The sequence below is a fragment of the Pantoea sp. PSNIH1 genome (assembly GCF_007680655.1).
GTDB lineage: Bacteria > Pseudomonadota > Gammaproteobacteria > Enterobacterales > Enterobacteriaceae > Pantoea > Pantoea eucrina.
Genome location: NZ_VEIP01000009.1, coordinates 76,789 through 102,531 on the forward strand (window position 1 = coordinate 76,789; position 25,743 = coordinate 102,531).

Genomic DNA, 25,743 nt, shown 5'->3' on the forward strand with positions numbered 1-25,743 from the left:
ATCCGCGCGGTGAAAAGCGTGGCGGGATGTTACGGCATCCTTACCAGTAGTGTTCGCTGGTCATGTGGCCCGGCTTGCGTTTGAAATGTTTGCGCATATCGCGGCTCTCTTTCAGCAGCTGCTGGGTATCGCGCACCATCTGTGGATTACCACACAGCATAACGTGGCTGCTCTCTGCGTCGAGCGACAGACCCACGGCACGCTCCAGCTCACCGCTCTCAATCAGCTGCGGTACCCGGCCCTGCAGCGAACCCGGGCTGTTTTCACGGCTGACCACGGTCTGAATCTGCAGCTTGCCCGCATACCGCTGCTGCAGCGTCTGCATCAGCGGCAGAAAGCTAAGGTCGCTGGCATAGCGCGCAGCGTGAATCAGGACAATATGGTCAAAGCGATCCAGACCTTCGCCCTGCTGTAAAATTGAAAGGTAGGGGCCGATGGCGGTGCCGGTCGCCAGCATCCACAGGGTGCGGCAGTCAGGGATTTCATCCAGGGTGAAAAAGCCGGCTGCCTCTTTGGTCAGCATGACGTGATCACCCGGCTGCAGCGCCTGCAGGCGCGGACTGAGTTTACCCTCCGGTACGGTGACCAGATAAAACTCCAGCAGCGGATCGTCGGGGGCGTTAACGTAGGAGTAAGCGCGCTGCACGCGCTCACCCTCTATTTCCAGCGCCAGTTTGGCAAACTGCCCGGCGATAAACCGATCGATAGGGGCAGTAACGCGCAGGCTGAACAGCGCGTCGGTCCAGTTTTTCACCTCTTTAACTTCTGCATTAATCCACTCGGCCATAGGTGCTCCTGTTGAATTCTCCCGGTTATCGCTATCTTTACCAGCCCGCTCTGCGCTTGTCAGCCCGGCGGCGGCGAAAGCGCTCTTTGCGACAAATCCGCCGCACAGATCACTACCTGTAGCAACCTGTTTACAGTCTGGTACAGGAGGTTGACGGCTGGCAACCTGGCTTCCTGCAGCTCAGCTCTCGATTTGCCACGTAATCCTGATATTTTTGCCGCCATTACTGCCGGCGAACCCTGAGTGCTGCCGGCGCGTTCTTTTTTCAGGCTGATATTTTGTTCCATGCAGATCGATAAAACTCAAAACCGTTTTCTGTTATTCATGCTGATTGTGCTGGTGGCCGTGGGTCAGATGGCACAAACCATTTATGTGCCCGCTATGGCAGTGATGGCAGAAGCGCTCAACGTGCGCAGCGGCGCAATGCAGCAGGTCATGGCGGCCTATCTGATCACCTATGGCGGATCGCAGCTGATCTACGGCCCGCTCTCGGACAGCATCGGACGTCGCCCGGTGATCCTTACCGGCATGACGATCTTTGCCTGTGGTGCGCTGATCGCGCTGTTCGCCTCATCGCTGCAGATGCTGGTGCTGGGCAGCGCTATCCAGGGGCTCGGCACCGGCGTTGCCGGCGTTATGGCGCGCACGATGCCGCGCGATCTGTATGCCGGAACCGCGCTGCGGCGGGCCAACAGCCTGCTGAATATGGGCATTCTGGTGAGTCCGCTGCTGGCACCGGTAATAGGTGCGCTGCTGACCCGGCTGATTGGCTGGCACGCCTGCTTCGCCTTTCTGCTGCTGCTGTGCCTGGGCGTTACGGCATCTATGGCGCGCTGGCTGCCGGAAACCCGGCCGGGCGATGCACCGGCTACGCCTTTTCTGCGCCGCTACGCCACGCTGCTGAGCGACGGCAATTTTATCCGTTATCTGCTGCTGCTGGTGGGCGCGCTGGCGGGCATCGCCGTCTTTGAAGCGAGCTGCGGTGTGCTGATGGGCGGCGTACTGGGACTGGATGGCCTGACCGTCAGCATTCTGTTTATTCTGCCTATTCCGGCCGCCTTTTTTGGTGCCTGGTTTGCCGGCCGGGAAGAGACCTCCTGGCATACGCTGATGTGGTATGGGGTAAACAGCTGCCTGCTGGCTGGCCTGCTGATGTGGATCCCGTCATGGTTTGGCGTAATGAATATCTGGACGCTGCTGGTGCCGGCGGCGCTGTTTTTCTTCGGTGCCGGCATGCTGTTCCCGCTGGCAACATCGGGTGCCATGGAGCCTTACGCCTGGCTGGCGGGCAGCGCCGGAGCGCTGATTGGCGGCCTGCAGAACCTGGGCTCAGGAGTGGTCGCGTGGCTCTCTGCCCTGCTACCGCAGCACGATCAGTCCAGCCTTGGCCTGCTGATGTTTGTCACGTCGCTGGTGATGCTGCTGTGCTGGTGGCCGCTCTCACGTCATCCCGAGAGCGGCAAGCAGACGGTTACAGGATAAACGGGTGCAGCGCCGTATCCTTGCGATCCAGATAGTGGATCGACTGGATGCGGCGAATGGTACGCGACTTGCCGCGTACCAGCAGCGTCTCGCTGGTGGCGATATTGCCGTTACAGGTAATGCCCTTCAGCAGATCGCCGCTGGTGATGCCGGTGGCCGCAAAAATCACGTTGTCGTTGCGCGCCATCTCATTCAGCGTTAACACGCTGCCCACCGCAATCCCCATTTCCGCGCAGCGCAGCAGCTCCTGTTCGCCCAGCCGGCGATTCTCTTCGCTCTCTCCTTTAACCTGATGCCGCGCCAGCAGGCGTGCCTGCATGTCACCATCCATGGCGCGGATCACGGCTGCCGAGACGACGCCTTCAGGCGCGCCGCCGATGCCATACAGCACATCGACTTCACTGTCAGGCATACAGGTGAGGATCGACGCGGCCACATCGCCATCGGGAAAAGCAAACACGCGCACGCCGAGCGCCTGCAGCTGGGCAATAACTGCGTCATGGCGTGGCTTCGCCAGAATGGATACCGTCAGCTGCGCGAGCGGCTTACCGAGCGCAATGGCGATATTTTTAAGATTGGTTTCCAGCGGCAGACTGAGGTCGATAGCGCCGCGCGCTCCCGGTCCGACGATCAGCTTCTCCATGTACATATCTGGTGCGTGCAGAAAGCTGCCTTTATCGCCGACTGCCAGCACCGCCAGCGCGTTAGCCTGGCCCAGAGCGGTCATGCGCGTGCCTTCAATCGGATCGACCGCAATGTCCACGGCATCACCCTGACCGGTGCCGACCTGCTCGCCGATATAGAGCATCGGCGCCTCATCAATTTCGCCTTCACCGATAACGATGCGGCCATCAATGTTGATGGTGTTGAGCATAATGCGCATGGCGTTAACGGCGGCACCGTCGGCCGCATTTTTATCGCCACGCCCTAACCAGCGATAGCCAGCCAGCGCTGCCGCTTCAGTGACACGGGAAAATTCAATTGCGAGTTCGCGTTTCATGGTTTGCACCTGACAGAAAAACAGGCGGGCAGTGTAGCACAGCGGTAAAAGCGGGAGAGGGGGAAACCCGCGGCACGGACCGCGGGCAGGGGGTTACTTACGCTTCATCTTCCCAGGCTTTGGCACGGGCAACCGCTTTCTGCCAGCCCGCGTAGCGCAGGTTGCGTTCAGTGGTTTCGATGCCAGGGCGGAATTCGCGCTCCACGACGGCTTTAGCACGCACCTCGTCCAGATCGTTCCAGAAGCCGACGGCCAGGCCTGCCAGATAGGCTGCGCCCAGCGCCGTGACCTCACGCACTTCCGGACGTTCAACGCGGGTGCCGAGAATGTCAGACTGGAACTGCATCAGGAAGTTGTTCGCGACAGCGCCGCCGTCAACGCGCAGCGACTGCAGGCGGGTGCCGGCGTCGTTCTGCATCGCTTCCAGTACATCGCGCGTCTGATAGGCGATCGACTCCAGCGTCGCGCGGATAATGTGGTTGGCATTGGCACCGCGCGTCAGGCCGAAGATAGCACCACGGGCATAGGGGTCCCAGTAAGGCGCGCCCAGGCCGGTAAATGCCGGCACCATATAGACGCCGTTCGTATCTTTAACTTTCAGCGCAAAATATTCTGAATCGGTGGAGTCGTTGATCAGCTTCATTTCGTCGCGCAGCCACTGAATCGAGGCGCCGCCGATAAATACGGCACCTTCCAGCGCATAGTTCACTTCGCCACGCGGGCCGCAGGCGATAGTGGTCAGCAGGCCATGGGTAGAGGTTACCGCTTCAGTACCGGTATTCATCAGCATAAAGCAGCCGGTACCGTAGGTATTTTTCGCCATGCCAGGCTGTACGCAGAGCTGGCCATACAGGGCCGCCTGCTGATCACCCGCAATCCCGGCGATCGGAATACGCGTGCCGCCTTTACCGCCAATGTTGGTCTGACCATAAATTTCAGAAGAGCCTTTAACTTCCGGCAGCATTTCGCGCGGAATGTCGAGGATCTCCAGCATGCGTGCATCCCACTCCAGCTTGTGGATGTTATACATCATGGTACGCGAGGCGTTGGTATGGTCAGTGATATGCACACGGCCCTGCGTCATCTTCCAGACCAGCCAGGTATCCACGGTACCAAACAGCAGCTCGCCGCGTTTCGCACGCTCGCGTGCGCCTTCGACGTGATCGAGGATCCATTTCACTTTGGTGCCGGAAAAGTAAGGGTTAATCACCAGACCCGTGGTGTGCTGGATATACTCTTCCAGTCCCTCTTTCTTCAGCTTATTACAGTAGTCAGCGGTGCGCGGATCCTGCCAGACAATGGCATTGTAGATAGGTTTGCCGGTCTCTTTATCCCAGACGATGGCGGTTTCACGCTGGTTAGTGATACCGATAGCGGCGATCTGATCGGAGTTAATGTCAGCGTGTGCCAGCACTTCCACCAGCGTTGAGCTCTGTGAAGCCCAGATATCCATCGGATCATGCTCAACCCAGCCCGCTTTCGGGTAGATCTGCGTAAACTCACGCTGTGAAACGGCAACGATGTTGGCGTCATGGTCGAGTACGACGGCACGGGAGCTGGTAGTACCCTGATCGAGCGCGACGATATATTTTTTATCTGGCGTAGTCATAATAATGTCCTGATGATTAAGAGTGAAACTTACGCTTTACGCTGTTCAGCGCGCGCTACAGGTTTTTCTGTTTTGCTGGTTTCTGCGATGTTTACCGGCAGGTGGCGACCAATCAGCGCACGATAGCTAAAGGCACCCAGACATGCACCCACCAGCGGACCAAACACAGGCACCAGGAAGTAAGGAATATCTTTGGCGCCGGTGAAGGCTACGTCACCCCAGCCAGCGATAAAGGCAAACAGTTTCGGTCCAAAGTCACGTGCCGGGTTGAGCGCAAAGCCGGTCAGGGGACCCATTGAACCACCGATAATAGCAACCAGCAGACCAATCAGCAGCGGCGCCAGCGGGCCGCGCGGTACGCCATTGCCATCGTCAGTCAGCGCCATGATAACCGCCATCAGTACGGCTGTGATGACCATCTCTACCAGAAACGCCTGACCGACCGTGATGTGCGGATTAGGATAAGTAGAGAAGATACCCGCCAGGTCGAGGCTCTGCACGCTGCCACGCACCATTTGATGGCTCGCTTCATAATCGAAAAACAGATTGTAATAAAGGCCGTATACCAGTGCAGCGGCACAGAAGGCGCCGGCAACCTGCGCCAGAATGTAAGGTAAAACTTTACGCCCTTCAAAATTAGCAAACAGGCAGAGCGCCACGGTGACCGCCGGATTGAGATGCGCGCCGGAGACGCCCGCACTCAGATAGACCGCCATCGAAACAGCCAGACCCCAGATGATGCAGATTTCCCACTGACCGAATGCCGCACCGGCCAGCTTCAGCGCAGCCACACAGCCCGCGCCAAAAAAGATAATCAAACCGGTGCCGAGAAACTCGGCGATACATTGACCTTTGAGTGTGTTCGTTGTCTGACTCATAATGGAATTCCTGAAGCGAGGTTAAATGTTATCAGTTTTTGTTCTCAATCCCTGAGTCGCCCAGCGCTAATGTAGGGTTGATGTGAATTTATCGTTAACGAACATAAACGAGAAATAGCGAAATTGAATTCTGTGTACTGCGTCATAAAAATGCGCGTTTTCGCGTCTTTTACCTTTCTTTAAGGCCAATTAATCTGCCTCTTAACGCACTTAGCGCATCATGACTGGCAACGGGTTTATTTTTTAAGCATTAGCTGAAAAGTGTTACAGACTGGCCGCCAATGCCCCGTGCCGCTGGACTTGCCGGGTTTGGCTACATACAATCGGGACAACATGGCTGTATGCGTCTTTATTGAGGCAGCTACAGCTTCATCAACGCCTTGCGAGTTTTAGGAGAGGTCAGAACGATGTCATTTGAAGTATTTGAGAAACTGGAAGCGAAAGTACAGCAGGCGATTGATACCATCACGCTGCTGCAAATGGAAATTGAAGAGCTGAAAGAGCAGAACAATACGCTGAAAAACGAAGTGAGCCAGGCTTCCGGCAATCAGGACGCGCTGGCGCGTGAAAATCAGCATCTGAAGGAAGAGCAGCATGTCTGGCAGGAACGTCTGCGGGCACTGCTGGGAAAAATGGAAGAGGTTTAAGCACCTGCGCTTAAACCTGCGGGTGCTCAGGCACCCGTTTTTGTTTGCGGTTTACTCAATATCAAGCGCATCTTCTGACAGAATGATGCCCGTGTTATCCGCATAGAGATGATCGCCGGAGAAAAAGGTTACGCCGCCAAAGTTTACGCGTACGTCGCTCTCACCAATGCCTTCACCGGCCGCCCCAGCGGGGATAGCGGCAATCGCCTGGATGCCAATTTCCAGCTCTTCCAGTTCATCAACCTGCCGCACCGAGCCGTAAACGACCAGACCTTCCCACTCATTTTGCGCCGCAAGCCGCGCCAGCTGGGCATCCACCAGCGCACGACGTACCGAGCCACCGCCATCTACCAGCAGCACTCGTCCACGCCCGTTCTCTTCCAGCAGGTCGTAAAGCAGGCCGTTGTCTTCAAAACATTTGACTGTGGTAATCTGCCCACCGAATGAGGTGCGTCCACCGAAGTTGGAAAAAAGTGGTTCAACCACATTCACTTCTTCATGGTAGATGTCACAGAGTTCAGATGTATCGTATTTCATAAGGATGCCGTCTGTTTGCCACAGGAAAGATAAGTATATCGCTATCTGAAGAGTGTTGGCAAAATCATCACCGGCAAAAAGCAGCGCCGCATCAATATGCTGCGCAAAAAAATGCCCGGCGCAGTGGCCGGGCAGCAGAAACGATCAGAAGGGTGTTACAGGATGAAGCGGCTGAGATCTTCGTCTGCGACCAGTACATCCAGATGCTTGCCGACATACTCAGCGTCGATGGTAATGGACTCACCGTGGCGATCGCTGGCGTCATAGGAGATATCTTCCATCAGACGCTCCAGTACAGTATGCAGGCGGCGTGCACCGATATTTTCAGTGGTCTCATTAACCTGCCAGGCTGCTTCAGCAATCCGGCGGATACCATCCTCGGTGAAGTCCACATTAACGCCTTCCGTACCCATCAGCGCTTTGTACTGCACGGTGACGGAAGCGTTAGGCTCAGTAAGGATGCGCTCGAAGTCGTTCACGGTCAGCGCCTGCAGCTCAACGCGAATCGGCAGACGACCCTGCAGTTCCGGGATCAGATCGGACGGGCTGGCTACCTGGAATGCGCCGGAGGCGATAAACAGGATATGGTCGGTTTTAACCATGCCGTGCTTGGTCGAAACGGTACAGCCCTCAACCAGCGGCAGCAGATCGCGCTGCACGCCTTCGCGTGAAACGTCCGGACCAGAAGACTGGCCGCCGCGCTTACAGATTTTGTCGATCTCATCGATAAACACGATACCGTGCTGCTCTACCGCGTCGATAGCGTCCTGCTTCAGCTCTTCCGGGTTAACCAGTTTTGCCGCTTCTTCTTCAATCAGCAGCTTCATGGCATCTTTGATCTTGAGCTTGCGCGGCTTCTGTTTCTGACCGCCCAGGTTCTGGAACATGGACTGCAGCTGGCTGGTCATCTCTTCCATGCCCGGAGGTGCCATGATCTCTACGCCAGCAGGCGCGGCGGCAAGGTCGATCTCAATCTCTTTATCATCCAGCTGGCCTTCGCGCAGTTTTTTGCGGAAAGACTGACGCGCAGCTGATGGCTCGGCGTTCTGCTCTGGCTGGCCCCAGTTGTTTTTAGCCGGTGGGATCAGCACGTCGAGAATGCGCTCCTCGGCCATCTCTTCAGCACGATATTTATTCTTTTCAATCGCCTGGCTGCGCACCATTTTGATGGCGGAGTCGGTCAGATCGCGGATAATCGAATCGACCTCTTTACCGACATAGCCAACTTCGGTGAATTTTGTCGCTTCAACTTTAATGAACGGGGCGTTGGCCAGCTTCGCCAGACGACGGGCAATTTCGGTTTTACCGACGCCGGTCGGGCCAATCATCAGGATATTTTTCGGGGTCACTTCGTGACGCAGCTCTTCGTCAAGCTGCATGCGGCGCCAGCGGTTACGCAGCGCAATGGCAACCGCTTTTTTAGCGCCGTCCTGGCCGATGATAAAGCGATTAAGCTCGCTGACAATCTCGCGTGGAGTCATCTCAGACATGATTCAGGTCCTTACGCCTTAGACGGTAATTCTTCGTAGTTAATATTATGGTTGGTGTAGATACAGATATCGCCGGCGATGTTCAGCGCTTTCTCAACAATATCGTGTGCACCAATGTCGGTATTTTCCAGCAGCGCGCGTGCCGCTGCCTGGGCGTAGGGGCCGCCGGAGCCGATCGCTATCAGGTCGTTTTCCGGCTGAATAACATCGCCGTTACCGCTGATGATCAGCGAAGAGTTCTCATCCGCTACCGCCAGCAGCGCTTCAAGACGGCGCAGCATGCGATCGGTCCGCCAGTCTTTTGCCAGCTCAACCGCGGCTTTAACCAGATGACCCTGATGCATTTCCAGCTTACGCTCAAACAGTTCAAACAGGGTAAAGGCGTCGGCAGTGCCGCCCGCAAAGCCCGCAATCACTTTATCGTTGTAAAGACGACGCACTTTTTTGACGTTGCCTTTCATTACGGTGTTGCCAAGCGTTGCCTGGCCATCACCACCAATAACGACCCGGCCGTTGCGTCGTACACTTACTATTGTTGTCACGGGCAGACCCCTTGTTGCAGTTGAAAAAAGACACCGCGCACCCGGCGCGGCGTATCATGCAAACAGATATGGGGTGGGTTAAGAAGGTTTCAACCCCTCAGGGCGATGGGGTTTGTCTTAATTCGGCTACGCCTGCTCCCGGCGGTAGAGTGAGGCCGGGAGCAGGGCTCAGGCTATCAGGGCAGGGCGAGCGGAATACAGCTGCCGTGACCGGAACTGTGCAGCCGCTTCACGGTACTGTCAGCTTTACTCCGATCTTTAAACGGACCAATCACCACGCGATTCCAGCCGCCGCCGGTCGTGATACGGCTTTCAAAACCTTCAAAAGCGAGACCGGCGCGCACAGATTCCGCCTGATCGCTGCCTTTAAAGGAGCCACACTGCACCATCCAGCGCTGTGTGGAGGCTTTCTCTTCCGGCTTCACTTTGGTGGTTTCTGGTTTTGCCTGCTGTACCGGTGCCGGTCGTTCAGCCTGCTGCTGCTGCTGGCGCTGCTGAGCCTGCAACTGCTGCTGACGCTGCTGCTGTGCCTGTATCTGCTGCTGACGTTGCTGTTGCTGCTGTTGTCGTTGCTGAGTCTGCTGCTGCAGCAACTGCTGCTGCTGTGCCTGTATCTGCTGCTGACGTTGCTGCTGCTGTACCTGCTGACGCTGTAATGTCTGCTGACGCTGAGCCGGCGTCTGCTCGTTCCACGGCACTTCGTTCAGCTGCGTAGGCTGCTGGCGCATATCCGCCTGCATCTGCTCCAGCAGCTGGCGCTGTTCATCGGTCAGCTGCGTCTGCGACTGCACTTCGCCGCCGGCTGAAGGCTCAGTCGGTGAGGGAACCGTAATTTGCCGGTTTTCCAGCTCTTTGATGTATTTCCAGCGCTCTTCCGGCTTGGGCGGCAGGCCATTACCGCTAACTTTATGATTCGGGATAACCGGCGTCTCTTCTTTTTTATGGTGCGCGATGAACCATAAACCACCGGCAAAAGTGACCAGTACTGCGGCAGCGAGCACTACCATCAGTTTCGATATACCCGATCCGCCTTTGCTTTTTTTGCTGCTGCTGCGACCGGCGGGTTTTTTGCGACGCGTCCCTGTTGAACGCCCGCGGCCTACATAATCTCTCTGTGCCACTTTCGTCCTGATACCTTCAAAATGCCTGCGGGCGTAGACCCTGAACAGTGTGAGTTGCAGCCAGCCTGGCTACAGCTTGAAAAATGACGGGTATAAATGAGGTGTAAACCGCCCGGCAATGAATGCGCCATGTTACTCAAGGGTGCGAACTTTGACCAGCAGAGTCTGCCTTCAGAATCTGCTGAAAATGTGCAGTGCGGCACGTGTGACCTAACGCTTTTTAGCCGGTGCTGTACTGCCGCGCACGCGCAGTTCTGCATCCAGCAGGCGCGAACCATTATTTACCCGCTTGCCCTGCAGCTCATCCAGCAGCAGCAGCATCGCTTCGCGGCCAATATCAAAGCGCGGCTGCGCCACGGTAGTCAGGGGCGGTTCGTAATAGCGCGCCAGCTCAATATCATCAAAGCCAACGATGGAGAGATCCTGCGGAATGCGCATCCCCAGTTTGCGCGCCTGATTCATGGCGCCCAGCGCCATCAGATCGCTGTGACAGAATAGCGCTTCCGGGGGCTGCGGCAGACTCATCAGCTGTTTCAGGGCGCGGGCACCGGCTTCAAACGAGAAATCACCGCGTACGATAAACATCGGTTCAACGGGGATGCTGCTGCGGCGCAGCGCCTGAATATAACCCTGCAGCCGATACTGGCTGAGCGGAACCGCTTCAGGCCCGGTAATACAGGCGATACGACGATGCCCGAGCTGCAGCAAATGGTTAACGGCTTCAAACGCCGCGGTCAGGTTGTCAATGTGCACGGTGGGCAGCGCCATCTCCGGCGCGAATTCATTTCCCATAACCATGGGCGGCAGGCTGCGCAGCGCTTCAGGATCGGCGTCAAACGGCAGCTGTGAACCCAGCAGCACCATGCCGTCAATCTGTCGCGTCAGCATCAGATCAAGAAAGGTTTTTTCCTGATGATCCTGATGCGCGCAGTCGCCAATCAGCACCAGGTACCCCTGCTGCGCGGCGGTGACCTCAATGCCGCGGATAATTTCGCTAAAAAAGGGATCGCAGATATCGGGCACAATCACCAGGATAGTCCGGGTTTCATTGCGTCTGGCATTGCGCGACAGGCCATGCGATGCATAGCCTGTCGCAATGACCGCCTGCTCGACTTTTTGCCGGGTTGCGGCTGACACTTTCTCCGGATTCATCAGCGCCCGGGAAACGGTCGCCGTAGAGACGCCTGCGTGCTCAGCCACATCTTTCATCGTGGCAGCAGATGAAGTTTGCTTCGGGTCCAACGTGTTACTCCTGGCGTGATACAGCGTACAGTTTGTCTGCAAGGGCCGGTCCTGGCCGGGTGATCCTATTGATAACGCATTGGCGGGCAGGGCTGTTACTTAATTTGCATAAAAACTGTGACTTGTTCGACTTTTTTCGATCTGGCTCGCAGATGCGGATGCCATCAGCTCTCGCCGGGATCGATATCCAGCGTCCATTTTACTTTGCGTGCAGCGGGCAATGTGCTCAGCAGCGGCAGCGAACTGCTTAATAACTGCTGCAGGCGTTTGCGTGACGGATGCTGCAGCAGCAGCTGCCAGCGCCACCGACCGCTGCGTTTTGGCGCCAGCGCCGGCACCGGGCCCATCAGCCAGGTGGCTTCATCTTTCAGCGGGCTCGCCTCCAGCAGATTACGCAGCTGGACGAGAAAAGCGGCAGCCTGCTGATTATCCATATCTTCGGCACGAAATAGCGCGTGGCTGGTCCAGGGCGGCAGCTGCACCGACTGGCGTTCAAGCAGCGCCTGGTCAGCAAAGGCGAAGTAGCCGCGATGCAGCAGCGTCTGCAGCAACGGATGCTCCGGATGGTGCGTCTGCAGCAGTACTTCACCCTGTTTGCCGGCGCGTCCGGCGCGACCTGCAACCTGGGTATAGAGCTGCGCGAAACGTTCTGCGGCACGAAAATCAGCCGAGAAGAGCGCGCCGTCAACGTCCAGCAGCGACACCAGCGTAACATCAGGAAAATGATGGCCTTTTGCCAGCATCTGCGTGCCCACCAGAATACGCGCGCCGCCGCGATGCACATCCGCCAGATGCTGCTCCAGCGCACCTTTACGGCTGGTAGTATCACGATCGATGCGCGAAACCGGCACGTCCGGAAACAGCGTGCCCAGCTGCTGCTCCAGCTGTTCTGTGCCTACGCCAACCGGTATCAGATGGGTTGAACCGCAGCCGGGACACTGCAGCGGCAGCGGACGCTGGCTGTCGCAATGGTGGCAGCGCAGCTGGCGGTGATGCTGGTGCAGCGTGTAGTAGCTGTCGCAGCGCTGGCATTCCGCCAGCCAGCCGCAGTCATGGCACATCAGCGCCGGTGAAAAGCCGCGCCGGTTCAGAAACAGCAGCACCTGATTATCCGCCTGCAGGTGCTGGCGCATTTTACTGAGCAGCGCCGGCGCCAGACCACCCTTAAGCGGCTGTCCTTTCAGATCGATCAGCTGCTGCAAAGCGGGCTTTGCATTACCGGCGCGCTGGGTGAGATTAAGCTGCCGGTATTTGCCGACGCGCACGTTATGCAGCGTCTCCAGCGCGGGCGTGGCCGAACCCATGACAATCGGGATGTTCTCTTCATGTGCACGAAACACCGCCAGATCGCGGGCCTGATAACGCCAGCCCTCCTGCTGTTTATAGGAGCTGTCATGCTCTTCATCGATAATGATTACGCCAGGCCGCGCCAGCGGGGTGAACAGCGCAGAGCGCGTACCAATAATAATCGCGCTTTCGCCGCGCCGGGCGCGCAGCCAGACCGCCAGCCTTTCGCTGTCATTCAGCGCAGAGTGCAGCACATCAATCGGGGCATCAAAACGTTCCCGGAAGCGCGCAATGGTCTGCGGCGTGAGGCCAATCTCCGGCACCAGCACCAGTGCCTGCATGCCGCGTGACAGAATGTTTTCCAGGATAGTGAGATAGACCTCGGTTTTACCGGAGCCGGTGATCCCGGCCAGCAGCCACGGAACGTAGCGATCGTCTTCCGCCCGGATAGCCCCGACGGCCATGGCCTGATCGGTATTGAGCCGCAGACGCTCGCCTTTAATGGCAAAATGCGTCCGCCAGTCCGCGGCAGATGGCGCATGCTCGCGCAGCTCGCACAGCCCTTTGGCTCTGAGCGCCTGCAGAGCGGCGTCGTTAAAGCTCTGTTCGTTTACCTGATGACGATAGAGCGGTTGCTGACGCAGCGCGGCCAGCGCCTGCTGCTGCTTTGGTGCACGCTTCAGACTTTCCGGCGCCACTTCCCGTCCGGCCTCCGTGATCGCCCACTGCCACAGCGGCGCTTCCTGTGCCGGTTTCCCCTGGCGGAGCAGAACCGGTAACGCATGACTCAGCACTTCCCCGACGGGTGAATGATAGTAACCGGCCGCCCAGTTGAGGATGCGCCACAGCGCGGGCGAAAACAGACTGCTGTCATCCAGCACGGCTTCTATCGGTTTCAGCTGCTTCAGCGGCAGATCGCTGCTTTCGGTCACGCCGGTCACAATGCCAGTCAGCTTACGGTTGCCAAAAGGCACGCTGACGCGACTGCCGGTTGCCGGCTGCGCAGCGTCAGCAGGGAGCAGATAATCAAACAGGCGCGGTAGCGGGACGGGCAGGGCAACCTTTACGACGGACATTGCGATCTCTATCCAGTTCTGTAATCAGGGACGGTAGTGTACACGCTGGGGCCGCAGGCGTGTATGGCTGAGCAATGTTTGCCTCGGGCGGTTAAATTCTGTATAGTATGCCGCCTCTGGTGAGATAGCTCGTCAGAGATACATATAATGTTCAACCGCGTGTGGTGCTGTGCAGGTTCGCCTGGCATGGAGAGCGACACGGCCTTTTATGAGGTTTTCCCATGAAACAAGGTATTCACCCGAAGTACGAAGCAGTGACCATCACTTGCTCTTGCGGTAACGTGATCAACACCCGTTCTACCATGAACCACGACCTGAACCTGGACGTGTGCGGCAAATGCCACCCGTTCTATACTGGTAAGCAGCGTGTTGTTGACACCGGCGGCCGCGTTGATCGCTTCAACAAGCGTTTCAGCATTCCGGGCAGCAAAAAATAAGATTTGTTTGCCGCCGGGTTATCCCGGATGCAAAAGAAAACCCAGCCTCGGCTGGGTTTTTTTATACCAGAATTTAATATTCCCAGCTATCCGGGTCGATGCCCATCTCGCGCATAATCTGCTTCGCTTCTTCCGGGATCTCATCGCTGCGCTCTTTGCGCAGGTCAACGTCGTCGGGCAGAGGCTGACCGGTAAACGCGTGCAAAAAAGCTTCACACAGCAGCTCACTGTTCGTGGCGTGACGCAGATTGTTCACCTGACGACGTGTACGCTCATCGGTTAAAATTTTAAGCACTTTCAGCGGGATAGAAACCGTTATTTTTTTAACCTGCTCGCTTTTTTTACCGTGCTCAGCGTACGGGCTGATATATTCGCCGTTCCATTCAGCCATGAGTTACCTTAATTAATAAAAGTGTTATAGGGGATGATCCGTGGATTATGCCCGATTTTTGCGTGCCTGACCGCCTGCGCCGTGGATTTTGTGCTTCAGCGCCGCGTTAACGAAGCGCATGCGCTGCTCAGCAGGCAATAACTTATAATTTTAGCGGTTATTCGCTCTGCGCTCAATCTATACGCAAAGACATTTAGATGTCCAGATGTATTGACGTCTGTTAGCGGAATGTTATCCTGTGGGCACTTTACCCCTCTTCAGGAACAGCAGAGCCCATGACGCGCAAACAGGCAACCATCGCAGTACGCAGCGGTTTGAATGATGACGAGCAGTATGGCTGCGTAGTCCCGCCGATTCATCTCTCCAGCACCTATAATTTTCTCGACTTTAATGAGCCGCGTGCCCACGACTATTCGCGCCGTGGCAATCCGACGCGCGATGTGGTGCAGCGCGCGCTGGCCGAGCTGGAGGGCGGGGCGGGTGCCGTACTGACAAATACCGGCATGTCTGCGATTCACCTGGTGACCACTGTATTCCTGAAGCCCGGCGATCTGCTGATCGCACCCCACGACTGCTATGGCGGCAGCTACCGCCTGTTTGACAGCCTCAGCAAGCGCGGTGCTTACCGTGTGAAGTTTGTCGACCAGGGTGACAGCGCAGCGCTGGCCGCAGCGCTGGCCGAAAAGCCAAAACTGGTGCTGGTGGAAAGCCCGAGCAATCCTCTGCTGCGCGTAGTGGATATTGCGGCAATCTGTCAGGCGGCGCGCGCGGCGGGTGCCGTCAGCGTGGTGGATAACACCTTCCTGAGCCCGGCGCTGCAAAATCCGCTCGCCCTCGGGGCCGACCTGGTGATCCACTCCTGTACAAAATATCTCAACGGCCACTCTGACGTGGTGGCCGGGACGGTGATTGCAAAAGATCCGGCCGTTGCCACCGAGCTTGCCTGGTGGGCCAATAACATCGGCGTGACCGGCGCGGCGTTTGACAGCTATCTGCTGCTGCGCGGTCTGCGGACGCTGGCACCCCGCATGGCAGCGGCCCAGCGTAACGCGCTGGCGATAGTGGACTATCTGAAGCAGCAGCCGCTGGTGAAGAAGCTGTATCATCCTTCTCTGCCGGAAAATGCCGGTCATGAATATGCGCAACGTCAGCAACGCGGCTTTGGCGCCATGTTAAGCTTTGAGCTGGATGCAGATGAAGCGCGGCTGCGTCGTTTTCTGAAAGCGCTGCAGCTGTTTACGCTGGCGGAGTCGCTGGGCGGAGTAGAGAGCCTGATTTCACATACGGCCACCATGACACATGCCGGCATGTCTGCGGAAGCACGCGCAGCCGCCGGCATCTCTGAAACACTGCTGCGGGTCTCCGTCGGCATTGAAGATCACGAAGATTTAATTGCCGATTTGGATAACGCCTTCCGAATCGCAGCCGGGGAGTAATCATGACCAGTACAGCAGGCGCGGGAACGCCGACGAAGCAGCTGCATAAATTTGGTGGCAGCAGCCTGGCGGATGCCAGCTGCTACCAGCGCGTAGCGGCCATTATGGCTGATTACAGTCAGCCAGGCGATCTCATGGTGGTCTCTGCCGCAGGCAGCACCACGAATCAGCTGATCGGCTGGCTGAAGCTGAGCCAGAGCGATCGCCTCTCGGCGCACCAGGTGCAGCAGACGCTTCGCCGATACCACAGCGAGCTGATTGCTGCGCTGCTGCCAGCGGAGGCGGCCGACCGGCTGACTACCCTTTTTATCCGCGATCTGGAGCGCCTGGCGGCGCTACTGGATGGCGCGATAACTGAAGCGGTATATGCAGAAGTGGTCGGGCATGGCGAAATCTGGTCGGCGCGGCTGATGGCTGCGGTACTGAGTCAGCGCGATGTTGACGCCGCCTGGCTGGACGCACGTGATTTTCTGCGGGCGGAGCGCGCGGCTCAGCCGCAGGTGGATGAGGGAAAATCCTGGCCGCTGCTGCAGGCGCTGCTGGCGCAGCATCCGCATAAGCGTCTGGTCGTCACCGGTTTTATCAGTCGTAATGAGGCAGGTGAAACCGTGCTGCTGGGGCGCAACGGTTCTGACTATTCCGCTACCCAGATCGGGGCGCTCGCGGGTGCGGGGCGCGTGACCATCTGGAGCGATGTGGCTGGCGTCTATAGCGCCGATCCACGCAAAGTTTCCGATGCCTGCCTGCTGCCGCTGCTGCGGCTGGATGAAGCCAGCGAGCTGGCGCGACTGGCGGCGCCGGTACTCCATACCCGTACGCTGCAGCCGGTCTCCAGCAGCGATATCGATTTACAGCTGCGCTGCAGCTATCAGCCTGAGCAGGGTTCAACCCGTATTGAGCGCGTGCTGGCCTCCGGCACCGGCGCGCGTATTGTCACCAGTCACGACGATGTCTGTCTGGTGGAGATCCAGCTTGCTGAAGGTCACGATTTTGCTACGCAGCAAAAAGAGATCGATCAGCTGCTGAAGCGCGCCCAGCTGCGTCCGCTGGCAAGCGGCCTGCATCCCGATCGTCGCCTGCTGCAGCTCTGCTATACCGCGGAAGTGGTTAACAGTGCCTTTACGCTGCTGCAGGATGCGGCGCTGCCGGGCCATCTGCAGCTGCGCGATGGCATGGCGCTGGTGGCGCTGGTGGGAGCTGGCGTAACGCGCAATCCGCTGCACAGCCACCGTTTCTGGCAGCAGATTAAAGATCAGCCGGTTGAGTTTGTCTGGCAGTCAGAAGAGCATATCAGCCTGGTCGCGGTGCTGCGCACAGGACCGACCCGCCATCTGATTCAGGGACTGCATCAGTCGCTGTTTCGCGCAGAAAAACGTATCGGCCTGATGCTGTTCGGAAAGGGCAATATCGGCGCGCGCTGGCTGGAGCTGTTCGCCCGCGAGCAGGAAACGCTCTCCGCCCGTACCGGCTTTGAGTTTGTGCTGGCTGGCGTGGCTGACAGTCGTCGCAGCCTGCTGAGTTACGAAGGGCTGGATGCCAGCCGCACGCTGGCTTTTTTCGACGATGAAGCGCAGGCGCTGGATGAGGAGTCGCTGTTTCTGTGGATGCGCGCGCATCCGTTTGATGACCTGGTGGTGCTTGACGTAACCGCCAGCGCGCCGCTGGCGCAGCAGTATCTCGATTTTGCCAGTCACGGTTTTCACGTGATCAGCGCAAATAAAGTGGCTGGCGCATCAGACAGCCAGAGCTGGCGTCAGATCCGCGATGCCTTCGCCAAAACCGGGCGCCACTGGCTTTATAACGCGACGGTCGGTGCCGGTTTGCCGGTTAACCACACGGTACGCGACCTGCGCGAAAGTGGCGACTCAATACTCTCCATCAGCGGAATTTTCTCCGGCACGCTGTCGTGGCTGTTTTTGCAGTTTGACGGCAGCGTTCCCTTCAGCGAGCTGGTGGATCAGGCGTGGCAGCAGGGGCTGACCGAACCCGATCCGCGCGTCGATCTCTCCGGGCAGGATGTGAAGCGCAAGCTGGTGATCCTGGCGCGTGAGGCGGGCTACGATATCGAGCCGGATCAGGTGCGGGTAGAGTCGCTGGTACCAGTCGACTGTGAGGCGGAATCGGTTGATCACTTTTTTGAAAACGCAGACGAGCTGAATAACCAGATGCTGCAGCGCTACGAAGCGGCGCAGGAGCTGGGCCTGGTGCTGCGTTATGTGGCGCGCTTTGATGCCAGCGGTAAAGCCCGCGTCGGCGTGGAAGCGGTGCGGCCTGAACATCCGCTGGCAGCGCTGCTGCCGTGCGATAACGTCTTTGCCATTGAGAGCCGCTGGTACCGCGATAATCCGCTGGTGATCCGCGGACCCGGTGCCGGACGTGATGTTACCGCGGGTGCGCTGCAGTCGGATCTGAACCGTCTCGCCCAGCTGCTTTAATCCGGACTGCTGCAGAGAGAATAAAAAAGGAGCCTGAGGCTCCTTTTTTTGTATCGGCTAACCGGTGTTGCGCATGCCGGCGGCCACGCCGGCGATGGTTACCATCAGCGCCTGCTCAACCCGCGCGTCCGGTTCGTCACCGCGTACTTCCTGCGCACGGGCGCGCAGCAGCAGCTCTGCCTGCAGCACGTTCAGGGGATCGGTATACACGTTGCGCAGCGCAATGGATTCGGCAATCCACGGCTGATCCGCCATCAGATGCGCATCATTTGCAATGGTCAGCACCGCTTTAATATCCGCTTCCAGCTGGTCGCGCAGCTGTTTACCCAGCGGCCAGAGCGCTTTATCAACCAGGCGCTGATCGTAATACTCTGCCAGCCACAGGTCAGCTTTGGAGAAGACCATCTCCAGCATCCCGAGGCGGGTTGAGAAGAACGGCCAGTCGCGGCACATCGTTTCCAGCTGATCCTGATGACCTTCATCCATCGCTTTCTGCAGCGCCGCACCGGCGCCGAGCCAGGCTGGCAGCATCAGACGGTTTTGCGTCCAGGCAAAAATCCACGGAATGGCGCGCAGGGATTCAACGCCACCGGTCGGACGACGTTTAGCCGGACGTGAGCCCAGCGGCAGTTTGCCCAGCTCCTGCTCCGGTGTGGCAGAGCGGAAGTAGGGAACAAAGTCAGCATTTTCACGGACGTAGCCGCGATACATGGCGCAGGAGTGCGCAGAAAGGCCGTTCATGATCTCCCGCCACTCCTGTTCAGGCTCCGGCGGCGGCATCAGGTTCGCTTCCAGAATGGCCCCGGTATAGAGCGAGAGGCTGGCGATGGTGACTTCCGGCAAGCCATATTTAAAGCGGATCATTTCGCCCTGTTCTGTCACGCGCAGGCCACCTTTAAGACTGCCCGGCGGCTGAGAGAGCAGTGCAGCGTGCGCAGGCGCGCCGCCACGGCCAATGGAGCCGCCTCGCCCGTGGAACAGCGTCAGGGTAATGCCCGCTTTTTCACAGGTTTTAATCAGCGCGTCCTGCGCCTGATACTGTGCCCAGCTGGCCGCCATCACGCCGGCATCTTTTGCCGAGTCGGAATAGCCAATCATTACCATCTGTTTGCCGTTGATAAAGCCGCGATACCAGTCGATATTCAGCAGCTGCGTCATAACATCATTGGCGTTGTTCAGGTCATCCAGCGTTTCAAACAGTGGCGCGACCGGCATAGCGTACGGAATGCCCGCCTCTTTCAGCAGCAGATGAACCGCCAGCACGTCAGAAGGCGTTTTCGCCATAGAGATCACGTAGGCCGCGATGGAACCCTGCGGCGCTTCGGCGGCGACTTTACAGGTTTCCAGCACTTCGCGCGTGTTGTCGCCCGGCTCCCACTGGCGCGGCAGCAGCGGACGTTTTGAATTGAGTTCGCGGATCAGAAACGCCTGTTTGTCCGCTTCTGACCAGCTTTCGTAGTCGCCGAGGCCGAGATAGCGCGTAACTTCCGCAATCGCTTCGGTATGACGGGTGCTCTCCTGGCGGATGTCGATGCGCACCAGCGGAACGCCAAAGCATTTTACCCGGCGCAGCGTGTCCAGCAGCTGGCCATTAGCGATAATGCTCATACCACACTGCTGCAGCGACTGATAAATAGCAAACAGCGGCTGCCAGAGCTGCTCATTGGAGACCAGCAGATCGGTCGGGCGCGGCAGACGTTCGCCTTTCAGGCGCTGCTCCAGATATGCCTGCGTGTTCATCAGCTGGCTGCGCATGCGTTTCAGGATCATGCGGTAAGGTTCAATTGCGTCCGGATCGCCGCACATTACGCGCACTTCGTCGCTGCACTCCGACATCGACAGCTCAGAGATCAGCACCCCTACATCGCGCAGGAAGAGGTCGGCTGCTTTCCAGCGGCTCAGCTGCATGACGTGGCGGGTAATAGGTGCGGTCACGTTCGGGTTGCCGTCACGATCGCCGCCCATCCACGACGTGAATTTAATCGGCACAAAATCCACCGGCAGCTGAATGCCAAACGTCTCTTCAACCTGCTCATTCAGTTCACGCAGAAACGCGGGAACGCCCTCCCACAGGCTATTTTCCACGACGGCGAAGCCCCATTTCGCTTCATCGACCGGGGTAGGGCGATATTTACGGATCTCATCCGTATGCCACGCCTGCGCTACCAGCTGGCGCAGACGGCGCATCACCTGATTGCGCTCATAATCGGTGATATCAGCGTGATCGAGCTGCTCCAGGCAGCTGTTCACTTCGCCGAGCTTGTGGATCAGGGTGCGGCGGGTAATTTCAGTCGGGTGTGCGGTCAGGACCAGCTCCAGCGACAGCTCTTCAATCGCCTGACGGATAGCCATTTCGCTGAGATCGTTATGCTGCTTCAGGCGCTCAAACGTCTTTTTCAGCAGCTCCGGATGGTTAGCGCCATCGCCGCTGCGTGAAATGGTCTGATACTGTTCAGCCACGTTAGTAAGGTTAAGAAACTGACTAAAGGCGCGGGCCACCGGCAGCAGCTCATCGTTCGACAGGTTCTGCAGCGTTGACAGCAGCTCCCGACGATGAGAGTCATTGCCTGCACGGGATGACTTAGAGAGTTTGCGGATGGTTTCCACCCGATCGAGAATGTTCTCTCCCAGTGCATCCTTTATCGTATCCCCGAGCAGTTTGCCGAGCATACTGACATTACTTCGCATTGCGGAATATTGTTCGTTCATTTGACCCTGACACCCTTATCGTCTTTTAACCCCTCTGGACCCAACCAGCGGGTATAACATCATCTTTTATCTAGCCACGATTTGTGAACTCCGTCAATTAGCCTGAACTGACGAAAACAGGCAGCTAACGTGCGGAAAGTGATAAGTTTTATTGGGGATAGAGAGAGATAAGTTATTCTTATCAGCAAACACCGGATAATGACGGGGCATTTTGCTGATTAAACAGTGAAATGCCCCGCAGATTATCTATCAGTGACAAAAATGCTGCACAACCTGCGTGATCAGGGCGTGAGTTGGCTTAATAAATGCGGTATCGATAAATTCATCCGGCTGATGCGCCTGCTCGATTGAACCTGGTCCCAGCACCAGCGTCGGGCAGATCTGCTGAATAAACGGCGCTTCGGTACAGTAGTTGACCACTTCCGTCGGCACGCCCAGCAGCTTCTCCACCACCGTAACCAGTTCATGATCGGCCGGACACTCATAACCCGGAATAGGCGGATGCAGTTCGCCTACGGTCAGGCGGCCAGGCCAGCGGGCGCTCACCGGTGCCAGCGCTTCATTCAGCAAGCCATCCAGATCGTTCAGGCTCAGGCCCGGCAGCGGCCGGATATCCATATGCAGTTCGCAACAGGCGCAGATGCGGTTAGCCGCGTCACCACCATGAATATGACCAAAGTTCATAGTCGGATAAGGAATGGCAAAGCCATCATGGTGATAGCGCTCTTTCAGGGTATGGCGCAGCTTCATCAGTTCTGTAATAGAGGCGTGCATCAGCTCAATCGCATTCACGCCGCGCGCCGGATCGCTGGAGTGGCCTGACTGGCCCTCAATGCGGATAGCGTGTGAAAGGTGGCCTTTGTGGGCGCGCACCGGTTTGAGCGAGGTAGGCTCACCGATAATGGCGCAGTCGGGGCGCAGCCGGGCTGACTCAGAGAAATATTTGGCACCTGCCATCGTGGTCTCTTCGTCAGCGGTCGCCAGCACATAGAGCGGTTTTTTAAGCGTAGTGACGTCAACATCGCGCAGCGCATCGAGAATAAAGGCGAAGAAGCCTTTCATATCTGCCGTGCCCAGCCCGTAAAGTTTATTGTCATGTTCAGTCAGGACAAACGGATCGCGTGTCCAGCGTCCGTCATCAAAGGGTACGGTGTCAGTATGACCCGCCAGCAGCAGTCCGCCTGCGCCTTCACCGCTGCGCGCCAGCAGGTTGAACTTATGTCGCGTGCCCGGCACCGGCTGAACTTCAACGCTGAAGCCCAGATCGCGGAACCAGCCCGCCAGCAAATTGATTAAACTTTCGTTGCTCTGGTCAAGCGCGCTGTCGGTTGCGCTGATTGACGGTGAGGCGATCAACTGGCGGTAGAGTTCGATAAAAGGTGGAATTTTTGACTTCACTGTTGACGGTCCTTAGGTTAGGATGTATCAATATTCATGCACTAATAGTGAATAAAAATACATTAACGTCGTCTGCATGTGAACTGAAAAAGTGCAAACGGCATCGTGGGCAACGGGGCACGGCCGCGACCCGATACGTTGACTGTAAAAAGGTATACAGCCTGATGTTGAATACGCTGATCGTTGGTGCCAGTGGTTATGCTGGCGTAGAGCTTGCCACTTACCTGAATCGCCATCCGCATATGAACATAACCGCTTTAGCGGTTTCAGCGCAAAGCCCGGATGCCGGAAAATTGCTCTCCGATCTCCATCCGCAGCTGAAAGGTATCGTGGATCTGCCGCTGCAGCCGCTGAGCGATCCGGCGGCGTGGGCAGAGAAAGTCGATGTGGTGTTCCTCGCGACGGCGCATGAAGTCAGCCACGATCTGGCACCTGAATTTCTGAAAGCAGGCTGCGTGGTCTTCGATCTCTCAGGCGCCTTCCGGGTCAACGATGAGGCGTTCTACACCCGCTATTATGGCTTCAGTCATCAGCATCAGGCGTGGCTGGATAACGCGGTATATGGTCTGGCCGAATGGAATCACGAACGTATTAAAGAGGCCCAGCTGGTGGCCGTGCCTGGGTGCTATCCCACCGCAGCGCAGCTGGCGCTGAAGCCGCTGCTCAAAGCGGATCTGCTGAATGACGCGCAGTGGCCGGTAATCAATGCCACCAGCGGCGTCAGCGGAGCCGGGCGTAAAGCCAGCGTCGCGACCAGCTTTTGCGAAGTGAGCCTGCAGCCCTACGGCCTGTTTAACCACCGTCATCATCCGGAAATAGTTGCCCATCTTGGCGCGCCGGTTATTTTTACCCCGCATCTGGGTAATTTTCCCCGCGGTATTCTCGCAACCATCACCTGCCGTCTGAAAGCGGGCATTACGCAGCAGGATGTGACCGATGCGTTTTATGCGGCCTATCACGACAAGCCGCTGGTGCGCCTCTATGACAACGGCGTACCGGCGCTGAAAGCGGTAGTGGGCCTGCCGTTCTGCGATATCGGTTTTGCCGTACAGGATGAGCATCTGATTGTGGTTGCGGCAGAAGATAATCTGCTGAAGGGTGCGTCATCACAGGCGATTCAGTGTCTGAATATTCGTTTCGGTTTCCCTGAAACGCTCTCTCTGATTTAACGGACGGATAACGTAACCATGAGCAATCCACTGATCATTAAACTGGGCGGCGTACTGCTGGATAGCGAAGAAGCACTGGCCCGGCTGTTTGATGCGCTGCTGGCGTACCGTAATGAACATCAGCGTCCGCTGGTGATTGTGCACGGCGGCGGCTGTCTGGTCGACGAACTGATGAAAAAGCTCGCGCTGCCGGTGAAAAAGAAAGATGGCCTGCGCGTTACACCCGCCGATCAAATCGACATTATTACCGGCGCGCTGGCGGGCACTGCGAATAAAACGCTGCTGGCGTGGGCAACCCGTTACGGCATTAATGCTGTCGGGCTGTGTCTGGGCGATGCCGGACTGGTCAGCGTCGCGCAGTTTGATGAAGAGCTGGGGCATGTCGGGCAGGCCACGCCGGGCAACCCTGCGCTGCTGAATACGCTGCTTAATGCAGGCTATATGCCGGTTATCAGCTCAATTGGCATCACTGCCGGCGGAGCGCTGATGAATGTGAATGCCGATCAGGCAGCGACGGCGCTGGCAGCCACTATCGGAGCCGATCTGGTGCTGCTCTCTGACGTCAGCGGCATTCTCGACGGCAAAGGCCAGCGCATCGCTGAAATGACCGCAGCGAAAGCGGAACAGCTGATTGCGCAGGGCATTATTACCGACGGTATGATTGTTAAAGTCAATGCTGCGCTGGATGCGGCACGCACGCTGGGCCGTCCGGTCGATATCGCCAGCTGGCGCCATGCTGAGCAGCTGCCCGACCTTTTCAACGGCGTGTCGATTGGCACCCGGATTCTCGCATAATCAAGGATTAAGACATGAGCACGCAAAACATTAAAAAAATCGTTCTGGCCTACTCAGGCGGCCTCGATACCTCAGCCATCATTCCATGGCTGAAAGAGAACTACGGCGGCTGCGAAGTTGTGGCGTTTGTCGCCAATATTGGTCAGGACCCGGCCGACCTGGAAGGCGTTGAGAAAAAAGCGCTGCAGTCGGGCGCATCTGAATGTCACGTAGTAGATCTGCGTGAAGAGTTCATCAGCGATTACGTCTATCCGGTGCTGCAGACCGGTGCCCTGTATGAAGGCACCTATCTGCTGGGCACGTCAATGGCGCGTCCTATCATTGCTAAAGCGCAGGTTGAACTGGCGCTGAAAGTGGGTGCTGACGCGCTGTGCCACGGCGCAACCGGTAAAGGCAACGACCAGGTGCGTTTCGAAACCACCTATACCGCGCTGGCACCACAGCTTAAAGTTGTTGCGCCATGGCGCGAGTGGGATCTGCGTTCGCGTGAGGCGCTGCTCGACTATCTGAAAGAGCGCAATATCCCGACGACCGCGTCGCTGGAGAAGATCTACAGCCGCGATGAGAACGCGTGGCATATCTCCACCGAAGGTGGCGTGCTGGAAAGTCCGTGGAATGCACCGAATAAAGATTGCTGGGTATGGACCGTGGATCCGCTTGAAGCGCCGGACCAGCCGGAAAATGTCACCGTGACCGTTGAAAAAGGCTGCGTGGTTGCCGTAAACGGCGAGCAGCTGAGCCCGTTCCAGTGCCTGGAAAAACTCAACGTACTGGGTGCTAAACATGGCGTTGGCCGGATCGATATCGTGGAAAACCGTCTGGTTGGCATCAAATCACGCGGCTGCTATGAAACCCCTGGCGGTACCATCATGGTAAATGCGCTGCGTGCGGTTGAGCAGCTGGTTCTGGATCGCGACAGCTTCAAATGGCGTGAGCAGCTGGGCCAGGAGATGTCTTACGTGGTTTACGATGGTCGCTGGTTCGCGCCGCTGCGCCAGTCTATTCAGGCGGCGGCGGCATCGCTGGCTGAAGAGGTCAACGGCGAAGTGGTTCTGCAGCTTTACAAAGGTCAGGCTACGGCGATTCAGAAGAAATCGGCTAACAGCCTCTACTCAGAAGAGTTCGCCACCTTTGGTGAAGATGAGGTGTATGACCATCGTCACGCGGGCGGCTTTATTCGCCTGTTCTCCCTCTCTTCGCGCATTCGTGCGCTGAACGAGCAGAAGAAGTAAGCACGCGGCAGCAGTTATATAAGGGCGGCTCAGGCCGCCTTTT

22 protein-coding genes are annotated in these 25,743 nt (G+C 57.5%); 8 read left to right on the forward strand and 14 right to left on the reverse strand.

The window, feature by feature from the left end; translation table 11 throughout:
- Nucleotides 1-40: 40 nt before the first annotated feature.
- Nucleotides 41-787, reverse strand: coding sequence for a ferredoxin--NADP(+) reductase (gene fpr, locus FS690_RS16775; RefSeq protein WP_039381212.1), 747 nt, complete (start codon nucleotides 785-787; stop codon nucleotides 41-43).
- Between the two features lie 59 nt (nucleotides 788-846).
- Nucleotides 847-1,074, reverse strand: a complete 228-nt coding sequence (locus FS690_RS16780) for a hypothetical protein (protein WP_104086060.1) — start codon at nucleotides 1,072-1,074, stop codon at nucleotides 847-849.
- Between FS690_RS16780 and emrD the strand changes: the two genes are divergently transcribed.
- On the forward strand, nucleotides 1,073-2,269 hold the full coding sequence (emrD, locus tag FS690_RS16785; protein ID WP_145339932.1) for a multidrug efflux MFS transporter EmrD: 1,197 nt from the start codon (nucleotides 1,073-1,075) through the stop codon (nucleotides 2,267-2,269). The genes FS690_RS16780 and emrD overlap by 2 nt on opposite strands.
- Here emrD and glpX read toward each other — a convergent pair.
- From glpX to FS690_RS16800, 3 genes are all read right to left on the reverse strand, one after another.
- Nucleotides 2,259-3,269, reverse strand: coding sequence for a class II fructose-bisphosphatase (gene glpX / locus FS690_RS16790; protein ID WP_071668634.1), 1,011 nt, complete (start codon nucleotides 3,267-3,269; stop codon nucleotides 2,259-2,261). The two genes, emrD and glpX, sit on opposite strands and share 11 nt — an antisense overlap.
- Nucleotides 3,270-3,366: 97 nt before the next feature.
- On the reverse strand, nucleotides 3,367-4,878 hold the full coding sequence (gene glpK, locus FS690_RS16795) for a glycerol kinase GlpK (protein WP_039381204.1): 1,512 nt from the start codon (nucleotides 4,876-4,878) through the stop codon (nucleotides 3,367-3,369).
- Nucleotides 4,879-4,907: 29 nt separating this feature from the next.
- Nucleotides 4,908-5,756, reverse strand: coding sequence for an MIP/aquaporin family protein (locus tag FS690_RS16800; RefSeq protein WP_145339933.1), 849 nt, complete (start codon nucleotides 5,754-5,756; stop codon nucleotides 4,908-4,910).
- 407 nt (nucleotides 5,757-6,163) lie between these two features.
- On the opposite strand from FS690_RS16800, the gene zapB reads away from it, so the two are divergent.
- Nucleotides 6,164-6,403 carry a cell division protein ZapB gene (zapB, locus tag FS690_RS16805; protein WP_039381198.1) on the forward strand — a complete coding sequence of 80 codons (240 nt, stop codon included), beginning with the start codon at nucleotides 6,164-6,166 and terminating at the stop codon, nucleotides 6,401-6,403.
- Between the two features lie 51 nt (nucleotides 6,404-6,454).
- On the opposite strand, the gene rraA is transcribed toward zapB, so the two are convergent.
- From rraA to priA, 6 genes are all read right to left on the reverse strand, one after another.
- On the reverse strand, nucleotides 6,455-6,940 hold the full coding sequence (rraA, locus tag FS690_RS16810) for a ribonuclease E activity regulator RraA (RefSeq protein ID WP_039381195.1): 486 nt from the start codon (nucleotides 6,938-6,940) through the stop codon (nucleotides 6,455-6,457).
- A gap of 155 nt (nucleotides 6,941-7,095) precedes the next feature.
- Entirely contained in the window at nucleotides 7,096-8,430 is a 1,335-nt protein-coding gene (hslU, locus tag FS690_RS16815) for an HslU--HslV peptidase ATPase subunit (protein ID WP_039381194.1), read from the reverse strand.
- 11 nt (nucleotides 8,431-8,441) lie between these two features.
- Nucleotides 8,442-8,972 (reverse strand): ATP-dependent protease subunit HslV, encoded by a 531-nt coding sequence (gene hslV, locus FS690_RS16820; protein WP_071668633.1) that lies wholly within the window; start codon nucleotides 8,970-8,972, stop codon nucleotides 8,442-8,444.
- A gap of 176 nt (nucleotides 8,973-9,148) precedes the next feature.
- The gene (gene ftsN, locus FS690_RS16825) at nucleotides 9,149-10,093 is read right to left on the reverse strand and encodes a cell division protein FtsN (protein ID WP_094111627.1); all 945 of its coding nucleotides are present in this window, start codon (nucleotides 10,091-10,093) and stop codon (nucleotides 9,149-9,151) included.
- Between the two features lie 210 nt (nucleotides 10,094-10,303).
- A complete protein-coding gene (cytR, locus tag FS690_RS16830) occupies nucleotides 10,304-11,335 on the reverse strand; it encodes a DNA-binding transcriptional regulator CytR (RefSeq protein ID WP_039381188.1) in 1,032 nt (343 codons plus the stop codon).
- 164 nt (nucleotides 11,336-11,499) lie between these two features.
- The gene (gene priA / locus FS690_RS16835) at nucleotides 11,500-13,698 is read right to left on the reverse strand and encodes a primosomal protein N' (protein ID WP_145339934.1); all 2,199 of its coding nucleotides are present in this window, start codon (nucleotides 13,696-13,698) and stop codon (nucleotides 11,500-11,502) included.
- A gap of 221 nt (nucleotides 13,699-13,919) precedes the next feature.
- Here priA and rpmE point away from each other — a divergent pair, with 221 nt between their 5' ends.
- Nucleotides 13,920-14,135 (forward strand): 50S ribosomal protein L31, encoded by a 216-nt coding sequence (gene rpmE / locus FS690_RS16840; RefSeq protein WP_039381182.1) that lies wholly within the window; start codon nucleotides 13,920-13,922, stop codon nucleotides 14,133-14,135.
- 73 nt (nucleotides 14,136-14,208) lie between these two features.
- On the opposite strand, the gene metJ is transcribed toward rpmE, so the two are convergent.
- Nucleotides 14,209-14,526: a met regulon transcriptional regulator MetJ gene (gene metJ / locus FS690_RS16845; RefSeq protein ID WP_065648453.1), complete on the reverse strand. Its 318-nt coding sequence runs from the start codon at nucleotides 14,524-14,526 to the stop codon at nucleotides 14,209-14,211.
- A 275-nt stretch (nucleotides 14,527-14,801) separates the two neighbouring features.
- Between metJ and metB the strand changes: the two genes are divergently transcribed.
- Together metB and FS690_RS16855 are read left to right on the forward strand one after the other, a co-directional pair.
- Nucleotides 14,802-15,962, forward strand: a complete 1,161-nt coding sequence (gene metB / locus FS690_RS16850; RefSeq protein WP_145339935.1) for a cystathionine gamma-synthase — start codon at nucleotides 14,802-14,804, stop codon at nucleotides 15,960-15,962.
- A 2-nt stretch (nucleotides 15,963-15,964) separates the two neighbouring features.
- Nucleotides 15,965-18,397: a bifunctional aspartate kinase/homoserine dehydrogenase II gene (locus FS690_RS16855; protein ID WP_039381176.1), complete on the forward strand. Its 2,433-nt coding sequence runs from the start codon at nucleotides 15,965-15,967 to the stop codon at nucleotides 18,395-18,397.
- Between the two features lie 57 nt (nucleotides 18,398-18,454).
- Here FS690_RS16855 and ppc read toward each other — a convergent pair whose 3' ends face one another.
- Together ppc and argE are read right to left on the reverse strand one after the other, a co-directional pair.
- Nucleotides 18,455-21,106 carry a phosphoenolpyruvate carboxylase gene (ppc, locus tag FS690_RS16860; RefSeq protein ID WP_094111625.1) on the reverse strand — a complete coding sequence of 884 codons (2,652 nt, stop codon included), beginning with the start codon at nucleotides 21,104-21,106 and terminating at the stop codon, nucleotides 18,455-18,457.
- Between the two features lie 249 nt (nucleotides 21,107-21,355).
- Nucleotides 21,356-22,504: an acetylornithine deacetylase gene (gene argE / locus FS690_RS16865; RefSeq protein ID WP_039381171.1), complete on the reverse strand. Its 1,149-nt coding sequence runs from the start codon at nucleotides 22,502-22,504 to the stop codon at nucleotides 21,356-21,358.
- A 164-nt stretch (nucleotides 22,505-22,668) separates the two neighbouring features.
- On the opposite strand from argE, the gene argC reads away from it, so the two are divergent.
- The 3 genes from argC to FS690_RS16880 are packed head-to-tail and all read left to right on the forward strand — an operon-like array spanning nucleotide 22,669 to nucleotide 25,700.
- A complete protein-coding gene (gene argC / locus FS690_RS16870) occupies nucleotides 22,669-23,673 on the forward strand; it encodes an N-acetyl-gamma-glutamyl-phosphate reductase (RefSeq protein WP_039381168.1) in 1,005 nt (334 codons plus the stop codon).
- A gap of 18 nt (nucleotides 23,674-23,691) precedes the next feature.
- Nucleotides 23,692-24,468 (forward strand): acetylglutamate kinase, encoded by a 777-nt coding sequence (argB, locus tag FS690_RS16875; protein WP_039381166.1) that lies wholly within the window; start codon nucleotides 23,692-23,694, stop codon nucleotides 24,466-24,468.
- A 14-nt stretch (nucleotides 24,469-24,482) separates the two neighbouring features.
- Nucleotides 24,483-25,700 carry an argininosuccinate synthase gene (locus FS690_RS16880; protein WP_039381164.1) on the forward strand — a complete coding sequence of 406 codons (1,218 nt, stop codon included), beginning with the start codon at nucleotides 24,483-24,485 and terminating at the stop codon, nucleotides 25,698-25,700.
- Nucleotides 25,701-25,743 lie beyond the last annotated feature (43 nt).